Annotated in this window: 6 protein-coding genes and 2 pseudogenes; 2 read left to right on the top strand and 6 right to left on the bottom strand. The window is 43.9% G+C overall.

The genetic code is table 11. The features are described 5' to 3' along the window. Positions 1-170 precede the first annotated feature (170 nt). The 3 genes from rppA to QUA40_RS08680 all read right to left on the bottom strand — a co-directional run bounded on the left by rppA (position 171) and on the right by QUA40_RS08680 (position 2,013). Positions 171-857: a two-component system response regulator RppA gene (gene rppA, locus QUA40_RS08690; RefSeq protein ID WP_333124037.1), complete on the bottom strand. Its 687-nt coding sequence runs from the start codon at positions 855-857 to the stop codon at positions 171-173. 52 nt (positions 858-909) lie between these two features. Beyond that, positions 910-1,560: a glutathione S-transferase family protein gene (locus QUA40_RS08685; RefSeq protein WP_333124034.1), complete on the bottom strand. Its 651-nt coding sequence runs from the start codon at positions 1,558-1,560 to the stop codon at positions 910-912. Positions 1,561-1,755: 195 nt separating this feature from the next. After that, entirely contained in the window at positions 1,756-2,013 is a 258-nt protein-coding gene (locus tag QUA40_RS08680; RefSeq protein ID WP_333124031.1) for a hypothetical protein, read from the bottom strand. Positions 2,014-2,210: 197 nt separating this feature from the next. On the opposite strand from QUA40_RS08680, the gene hisG reads away from it, so the two are divergent. Continuing rightward, on the top strand, positions 2,211-2,855 hold the full coding sequence (gene hisG, locus QUA40_RS08675; RefSeq protein ID WP_333124029.1) for an ATP phosphoribosyltransferase: 645 nt from the start codon (positions 2,211-2,213) through the stop codon (positions 2,853-2,855). A gap of 157 nt (positions 2,856-3,012) precedes the next feature. Here the strand turns inward: hisG and QUA40_RS08670 are convergent, their stop codons facing one another. From QUA40_RS08670 to QUA40_RS08660, 3 genes and pseudogenes are all read right to left on the bottom strand, one after another. Continuing rightward, on the bottom strand, positions 3,013-4,470 hold the full coding sequence (locus QUA40_RS08670) for a response regulator (protein ID WP_333124026.1): 1,458 nt from the start codon (positions 4,468-4,470) through the stop codon (positions 3,013-3,015). Between the two features lie 226 nt (positions 4,471-4,696). Next, positions 4,697-6,910: an ATP-binding protein gene (locus tag QUA40_RS08665; RefSeq protein ID WP_333124023.1), complete on the bottom strand. Its 2,214-nt coding sequence runs from the start codon at positions 6,908-6,910 to the stop codon at positions 4,697-4,699. A 259-nt stretch (positions 6,911-7,169) separates the two neighbouring features. Beyond that, a pseudogene (locus QUA40_RS08660) lies at positions 7,170-7,391 on the bottom strand (ISKra4 family transposase); the annotation flags it as partial. A 175-nt stretch (positions 7,392-7,566) separates the two neighbouring features. On the opposite strand from QUA40_RS08660, the pseudogene QUA40_RS08650 reads away from it, so the two are divergent. Continuing rightward, positions 7,567-8,606 (top strand): annotated as a pseudogene (locus QUA40_RS08650) (ISL3 family transposase); the annotation flags it as partial. Positions 8,607-8,746: the final 140 nt, after the last annotated feature.

Here is an 8,746-nt window from a genome sequence, read left to right as displayed (position 1 = left end):
CCACAAATTTTTCTGCCGATTTCTTTTGGGACATCTCAACTCCTACTGAGATTTACGTCCTCATTATTATACATGATGTGTGATTTACAATTCATTTGCGATCGCTATATATGCCGCCGGTGAGGTCTGCATGGCTTCCTACAAGATTTTTTGGGCAATTCCTATTATTATTAGCTGGCTTCTCCAAAGCGGTAGCCTCTGCCGTAGACTGTGTGAATTAGCACCGATTCGCCCGGGGCTTCTATTTTGCGACGCAGCAGGCGAATTTGAGCGGCTAATACATTGCTGCTGGGTTTTTCTGCTTCACTCCACAAATACTGGTGGATTTGTTCGTGTGTTAGCAATTGACCCGTATGGCGCATTAAGTATTCTAATAACAGACATTCTTTTTCTGATAAGTCAATTGTGCGATCGCCCCGATAAGCTATTTGATTGTCGTAGTCTAGCTGTAAGTCTGCAACTTGTAGCCGCCCGACAGCAACCTCGGCATCAATCGTAGGAGGCCGCCGCAGCAAGGCGCGGACTCTGGCTAGCAGTTCTCGCAGTTCAAAAGGTTTGACTAAATAGTCGTCTGCACCGGCGTCGAGTCCTTGTACGCGATCGTCTAGGGTATCTTTGGCGGTGAGAAATAGCACTGGCGTATTCCGTCCTTGCGATCGCAACTTCTGGCAAATTGCCAGTCCGGTTTGTCTCGGTAGCATCCAATCCAAAATTAGCAAATCGTAATTGCCCTGCATGGCTAAATTGCTGCCACTTGCTCCATCGAATGCCACATCAACTGTATAACCTTCGCGGCTTAAAACTCGACTCAAAGGGTCAGTCAACTCAACTTCATCATCAACTAAAAGAATCCGCATCCTGATTTTAATTTTAAAACTTGAGATTTGAGGTTAAGTAAACTAATTTTTGCTACATTTTAAAATGTGTAATACTTTCCGATTCGCTGTAAGCTGCTGCTACCCATTCCTGGATGGCAGGCAAGGCTAAAATCGCATCCGCATAAGCTTTTGTTACTGAATCTAATTTGACTCCGTAGGTGACAAAACGCATGACAACCGGGGCAAACATAGCGTCAACTACTGTGAATTTTCCGAACAGCATATTGCCACCTGTTCCGAATTTTTGGCGGCATTGGCGCCAAATGGCAAAGATGCGATCGATCTCTGCTTCTACACCGGCAGTCATCCCTTCTCCCGGATAGCGGTTGCGGCAGTCCATCGGCATATTTTCGCGCAAATTTTGGAACCCCGCGTGCATTTCGGCACAGATGGAACGGGCGATCGCCCGTTCCGTTACATCTGTCGGCCACAAATCATTAGCAAATCGTTCTGCAACGTATTCGCAAATTGCTAAAGATTCCCACACTTTGATGTCACCGTCGATTAAAACTGGCACTTTTCCCGAGGGAGAATAGCGCCGAATTTCCTCATAGCTTGTCGGCAAGTATAAGGGGATTCTGACCTCGGTAAATTCCAGTCCAGCTTGTTTCATCGCTAGCCAAGGACGCAGCGACCAAGAGGAATAATTTTTGTTGCCAATAACGAGTGTCAATTTGGTCATAGTTTAGCTGTCAGTTATTTGTGATCGCCAGTTAAATTTTAAGTTTTAGAGTTGAATACACAAAGGCGTGAGACTGAATGACGATCCTCTTCGAGGGCTTTTCTTCAGATCGCTTCGCTAACGCTAACCCGCGTTAGCGAAGCCCTCGAAGAGGATTGCCCAGTTCTGTGCACCAACCTCTGCAAGCATTTTACCTTAACAGCCTCCCAGCGTTCCGCGTTTTTCTGCAAACGGCGATCGAGGGGCTTGATCGAACACGCTTGATTGCACATGAGATGAGAAGCCTCTGTCCCTGGGAACCCTTGCCTGGTTAGCGCTAGGTACAGCTACTGTATAGTCCATCTCCTCCCTCTCTACACCACCGCCTGAGAGGATTTCATCTACTGTAATCTTTTTCAGGGAATCCGGGTCTACACTGTGAAAATTTTCGTCAAATTCCTGATGGTTTTCCATACCGACAGTCGTTAAAAAATTGACTAAATAAAAAATTACTAAATATAATATATCCTCAAACAAAGGATCGAGCAATACCCGAAATTTATTTTTCGCTAGGAACTCTATGTGTTATTCTGAGTTGGGTAAAAGCTGTTTTTGCTTAGACCGCGATCGCCCCCTTGCCAAATTAAGCAATTTAGACTCTAAAAATTGACATGATTACTGTTGCACTTCCCAAAGGCGGATTGTTAGGAGATAGCATTCGGCTGTTTAAATCTGTTGGATTAGACTTCAGTGCTTTTCTCGATTCATCTAACCGACAACTTCAAATTTATGACCCGACAGGCGCTGCCAAAGCTTTGCTAGTAAGGACGCATGACGTACCGGTTTATGTGGAATATGGTCAAGCAGATTTGGGGATTGCTGGCTATGATGTTTTGCGGGAAAAAAAGCCGAAAGTTGCCAATTTAATTGACTTAAAATTTGGCAAGTGTCGGCTGTCGGTGGCGGTGAAGGAATCTAGTTCTTATCGACGAACTGTGGATTTACCTCCTCACGGTAGAGTTGCTTCTAAGTTTGTACACTGTGCCAGGGAATATTTTCACAATTTGAATTTGCCGGTGGAAATTGTGCCACTTTACGGTTCTGTGGAGTTAGGGCCGATTACGGGTATGTCCGAGGCAATTGTGGATTTGGTTTCGACTGGCAAAACTTTGCGAGAAAATGGTTTGGTGGAAATTGATGTTTTGTTTGAAAGTTCGGCTTATTTGATCGGTCATCCTCTGAGTTACCGTTTGAATACGGGGGGGGTTAATGAGTTGATCGGGAAGTTGAGAGAGCAAGTTTCGACGACTGTTTGATACTAACTCCACTGAGAGTAGGCTTATTGCATAAATCTTTCATTGATAGGGAAAGCAGACACGCAACGTAGATGCAATGCAGGATAGTTAGCGACTTTTGCAATAGGTCTAAACTATTGTGGGGTGGACACGGGAGCCTGCTCTAAAAGTTAAATATTTATGAGCTGCTACTCGCAGGTATAAAACCTAGTTTTTCCTCGCAGCGATTTATATAAAAACTGACGACTGTATCCGCAGGATTTTGTTCGATTAGTTGCTGAAAATATCCCAAGGCGGCGACAAATTTTTCGGATTGCCATCCTTGAATTCCTTTGTCAAATAAACCCTGGGTAAGTTGCTTTGCCTCCGAGTCGGGACAGGATGCGCTCCAGATTTCGTAGATTTCAATAGCTTCTTGCTTGCCGCGCGGGGTGACTCGATCGATCCAGCGATAGTAATAACTGTTGCTTGGCAAATCGCTGTCAGCAGCAGTCGCCCCAGAAGTAGAAATAATACTCTCCTGTGTTTCCATTTCTAAGTCGCACTTTAATAATAGACTTTCATTTGAGTTTGAGCTCGGACTTATGTTATTTAGAAATTCTCTCGCATGAACGATCGCATTTTCGCTAACAATAATTTGGCAGCCATATATTTTAGTTAAATTTTCTAACCTAGAAGCTGTATTGACTACATCGCCGATGACTGTAGAGTCCATGCGGCGATCGGAACCCAAAGTGCCGATCATGCCGATACCTGTGTTAATTCCTGTACCGATATAGAGTGGATTTGTTAAATTGTATTTGTGGCGACTGGCATTAAATTTTTGCAAACTTTCTTGCATTGCTACTGCGGCTTCGATCGCATCCATAGCGTGAGAATTCGGCTTGTCAAATACTGCCATGATTGCATCGCCTAGGTATTTATCAATAAACCCGCCGTGGGACGTTATGCAATCGTTCATTTTAGTAAAAAAAGCGTTCAACCATTCAAAAGTCTCGCGAGCTTCTTGAGATTCTGCGATCGCAGTAAACCCGCGAATGTCGCAAAATAAAATAGTCAGCTCTTCTTCTGTGACATTGCCCAACTGAATAGATTCTATTCCTTGCGGCGCAATTCGTCCGAGAATTTGCTCCGGCACAAATAGCTGAAATTTTTCGGAAAGATATTCGTTTGCCTCCCAAGCTGCGGCAATTTGGCGCTTGCTTTGCTCTTTCACTTGCTGATTGAATTGGGAAGATACAGCTTGCGATCGCATTTGACTCAACTGCAAAATATTTTCAACTTTTGCCAGCAGCAAGCGACTGTTAAAAGGCTTAGTCAAATAATCATCGGCCATCATTTCTAGCCCTCTGATGCGAGAGGTATCGTCATCGAGGGCAGTCAAAAAAATCACGGGTACAGTTTGCAATGCTGTATCCTTCCGCAGGATCTCGCACACATCAAAACCGTCCATCTCCGGCATCATAATATCTAGTAAAATTAAATCGGGTCGAGAGGTGCGGGCAAGGGAGAGCGCTTCATGGCCAGATAAAGCTGATACTGTAGCGTATCCTTTCAGGTGCAATAACTCTTCCAGTAAAGTCAGATTAGCTGGCTCGTCATCAACCAACATGATGCAGGGCGACTTGTTTGACATGGAATATGATATAATATATTGAATTTAGCTCAGGAGTTGCGCGTGGGGAAGCTCGAAAACTGGTTGATTCGTATATTTCTCCTTACTAAACTCGATATTTTTCGTAGGAACAGGATTTCGGAGGCAAGTGCGGGCAAGACATATACATATTTATCTACTCTTGAGTTTAACCTTTGTTGTTATTAATTATCATAAATGGCAGTGCTGGAACTGCAAATAATTATTGTTAGGTGAGAAAAGAACGGACAGTAGTGATCGTCAAATTCAAATCCAGCGGCTTGCTCAAATAAGCAGAAGCGCCCGCTTCCAAACATCGCTCGCGGTCACCGGGCATCGCCATCGCCGTCACAGCAATCATCGGTACCGACTCCCAGACAGGATCTGCTTTAACTCGACGCATCAACTCAAAGCCGTCAACATCCGGCAACTGGATATCCATCAAAACCAGATCCGGCAGCAATTCCGGTGCAGCAGAGGCGGCTAGAATACGATCGGCCATCGCTTTCCCATCCGCGAGTATCTCTACCCCGTACCCCTCCAATTCCATCACCTCAGAAATTAACATTTGGTTAAAAGGCTGGTCTTCGACAACCAAAATCCGCTTCCTGCTAATGGGTAAAGCAATAGCAGAAGCAGGAACTAACTTGGTATCCAAAGCACAAGAAGCAAAGTTTCCCAACTGTTGACGCATCTCCGTCAACGGCAGCCAAACGCGGAAAAAACTTCCCCGATCGCAAACAGATTGAAAAGAAACAGTTCCCCCGTGCAATTCTGCCAGACGCTTAGTCAAAGCCAAACCCAAACCTGTACCTTCGTGCCGCCTAGTCAGGGAAGAATCTACCTGTTGAAAAGGTCGAAATAGCAAGTGCCAGCGGTCTTGAGGAATGCCGATACCGGAGTCTTGTACCTCAAAACAAAAATAAGGAGTGCTGGCATTTATAGGAGAACAATCCGGCCGGTAGTCGCCGTTTATTTCACTGCCGTAGACCAGACGCCCGCTGAGTTTAACTTGTCCTTGTTCGGGGGTAAATTTGATGGCATTGGAAAGTAAATTAATTACAATTTGTCGCACTCGCCGTTCGTCGAGCAAAACTTTAGTAATGCGGTAGTCGAGTTCTACAGACAAACCGATTCGCTTTTTCTCTGCCCGTGGCTGCATCATTTTCAGACAGTCTGTCGCGAGTTCTTGAACGCGAACAGGCTGTAAGTTTAGTTCTACTTTCCCGGCTTCTATTTTAGAAAGATCAAGAATATCGTTGATTAGCTGTAACAAGTGCTGCCCGCTTTTTTCGATAAGTTCTACATAGGTGATTTGTCGATCGCTCAAGTGTCCGGCTGTTTGCCGCAGCAGCAAGTCAGAAAAGCCGAGAATGCTGTTGAGTGGCGTCCGCAATTCGTGGGACATCGAGGCTAAAAACTCGGATTTCAACTGAGAAGAATACTCTAATTGTTCGTTAACTTGGCGCAGGTTCTCTTGTGTCTGAGCCCGCTCGATCGCCGCCCCCAGAGTCCGGCAAGCAGCCTCCAGCACTTCTTGGTTGAGGGCGGTTTGCAGTTTTTTGACGTTGCGGGACTCCAGCGTCAGCACTCCGATGATTGTGCCGTTGGTAGCTGCGATCGGAAAAATGCCCAGTTGTCCGATTCCCGGATGCCGAAATTGCGGTACGGCATTGGGATGTTGGGCATAATCCTCGACAAACACAGGTTTACCAGTTTTCACCACTTCCCAAAGCAAACCGATGCCGTAGGGAATGCCTTGGTCGAGCAATTCTTGCATTCCTGCGACTACGGGTTCCCCGTATGTAGCCAGAAATTGACTAGAAACTTGGTTGCAAATCCCCGACGCTTGCCGATCGTTTCCCTTGCCGTTAATCACCTTGACATCTCCGAAAGCTGCATTCATTGCCTCTACTAAATAGGTGAGGGCAAACTGACCTATTTGTTGCAAACTGTCAGAGTTTTGCAGGCGTTCGGTTAAACCTAAAAGAAATCTCAGCCGCCTGACTTCTGCGTTCAAACTAGCTTGGGAGTTTTGATATACCGTAACGTCTCTAAAGGTCAACAGCCGTCCGCCACTGTTGGTAATCGTGGCGCACACCTCCAAACAAACCGCATTGGATTGCTCGAAATAAAATGATAAACTTTCATGCTCAGATGTTTCCAGTGCTTGCTGAAACTCTTGCCACTGTTGAACAGACAAGTAACCCCGATCGACAATTTCCGCAAACAGCAAGTGGCACTTCGGCTTTGTTGCCAGCCATTCTGGGGACAGTTCCCAGATTCCGGCCAATTTTTTGTTAAACAAAACTAAGCAGTCAGACGAGTCGAACAGAGCGATCGCATTGTCTACTTGATTGATAATCAGTTCTTGGTCTGCTTTCAACTGCTGCCAGTCTATCTCCATTTTTTCTGTGTCTGTAGCTCTTAGTTTTGTTGTCATAACTTTCGACGGATATGGCAAGAGTTGTTTGATAACTCTTTACTTAATGTTACATAATTTTAAGTTTTTTGGCAGTGAGAGGGATCGATCGGCTTTGTGATCTGAGACACTTGCTGGTTGCGGAGGGCGAGGGGAGCGGTTTTTCGACTGGATCGGCTACACTGCTCGATAATGAGGCCATAAGGATGGAAAGTATGATGACAGAGGGAGAATCTTTTAATAACAATGCTGTCGGGAGCATGTCACCTTTGTAGATAAATTAAATAGTGAAGAGACCATTCAGGTATGCACAACGATGCGCCAAGACTTGCGGCACATTCTCTGCGAGCCACTGCGCCCCAGAAATTTTAATTCGTCTACCAATTTGTTTTACTGCCGACTCGACCGCACCTGAACCAATTGAACAAATCTGTTCAGCTTGATAATATTGGTAGTTAACAATTCGATGCTGATGTTTTACTAAATAATTACAAAAATTTTGGCTCTTCTGGGTTTGGGGTGGAAACTGTATAATATAGGAACTTTATGCTAGAGGCTAAGCTCATGGATTTCCATCTTGACGGATTACTCAATTTGCCAGAAATTACGATTGAAAGATGTATTAAAGATGATAAAAAAACAATTTTAAAAGTGGGTTTTTTGACGATTATGCTACTTGTTTTCACTGTCAAAAGTCCACAGATGAACTCCATCAGATTCGTCCAATCTTGATTCGAGATTTACCGATTTCAGGTCAGTTAATCGAATTGGAAATTCCTCGTCGCCAATACTACTGTAAAAATTGTCAAAAATATTTCACAGAGCAACTGTGTTTTGTTGATGAAGGTCGGCGCTCTACTCAACGATATGAGGAGTATATTTATCACCGTGTTCAGGTGACAACAGTGGCACAGGTAAAACGAGAGGAAGAATTAAGTTGGGATCAGATTCAAGGAATTTTTAATCATAAGCGTTCACAAGTAAAAAAGCCTCATGGGGAGCGGTTAAACGTCTGAGTATCGATGAAATTAGTATGAGAAAAGGGCATCAAGATTTTGTGACTGTAGTTTCCGATATTGACCAAAGTCAATTGATTGAAGTGATCGACAGTCATGAACAGCAAGGTATCATGGAAGTCCTTCTTCAGCAACCGATTGAGGTTCGCGAGCAGGTGTTAGAAGTGAGTGTAGATATGTGGGGTGGTTTTCCCAAAGTAATCCAAGAAGTTTTTCCGAATGCGATTGTGGTGTATGACCGATTTCATGTGATGAAATATGTGAATGAGGAATTAAATAAAATCCGAATACAAAGCAATATTAAAGGAAAAGGTAGCAGATTTATTGTCCTGAGAAATGGTGTAGATTTAAAAGAAGAGGAACGGGTTAAATTGGCTACAGTTTTAAGTCAATCTAAGCGCATTAAGCTTGCCTATGAATTGAAAGAAGAATTCAGAGAGATTTTTGAAAGTCATCATAGTGTGGAAGAGGGGAAAGAATCACTGCTTGAATGGATTAAGAAAGCACAGCCAATTTACAGTGATACCCTAACCATGCTTCGCAATCATATCGATGGAATTTGTAACTATTTCTTGAGCCGAACAACGAGTGGTGTTATGGAGGGAATCAACAATCGTCTCAAACTGATTAAACGTCAAGCCTATGGATTTGTTAATTTTGACAATTTTCGAGTTCGACTATTAGCTTGCTTTTCTAATTAGTCTTTCTTATCACCGTAAACCCAGAAGACCCGCTGCGATTGAATTATTCCAGGTTAAATAATCCATTTTTAGGTTTTATATAATTTGACGGGAATTGGTAATTTTAAGTATTATAAGCCAAGTTGCTAAGCAGGTGAGTA

The organism is Microcoleus sp. Pol11C3, from assembly GCF_036701485.1.
Lineage (GTDB): Bacteria > Cyanobacteriota > Cyanobacteriia > Cyanobacteriales > Microcoleaceae > Microcoleus.
The sequence above is the reverse complement of the archived record's forward strand: the minus strand, read 5'-3'. Positions and strand labels throughout refer to the sequence as shown.

Excerpts from the sequence above, each read along its gene's own strand:
- QUA40_RS08680 (WP_333124031.1), bottom strand. The coding sequence starts at position 2,013 with ATGGAAAACCATCAGGAATTTGACGAAAATTTTCACAGTGTAGACCCG.
- QUA40_RS08670 (WP_333124026.1), bottom strand. The coding sequence starts at position 4,470 with ATGTCAAACAAGTCGCCCTGCATCATGTTGGTTGATGACGAGCCAGCT.
- QUA40_RS08665 (WP_333124023.1), bottom strand. The coding sequence starts at position 6,910 with ATGACAACAAAACTAAGAGCTACAGACACAGAAAAAATGGAGATAGAC.
- hisG (WP_333124029.1), top strand. The coding sequence starts at position 2,211 with ATGATTACTGTTGCACTTCCCAAAGGCGGATTGTTAGGAGATAGCATT.
- rppA (WP_333124037.1), bottom strand. The coding sequence starts at position 857 with ATGCGGATTCTTTTAGTTGATGATGAAGTTGAGTTGACTGACCCTTTG.
- QUA40_RS08685 (WP_333124034.1), bottom strand. The coding sequence starts at position 1,560 with ATGACCAAATTGACACTCGTTATTGGCAACAAAAATTATTCCTCTTGG.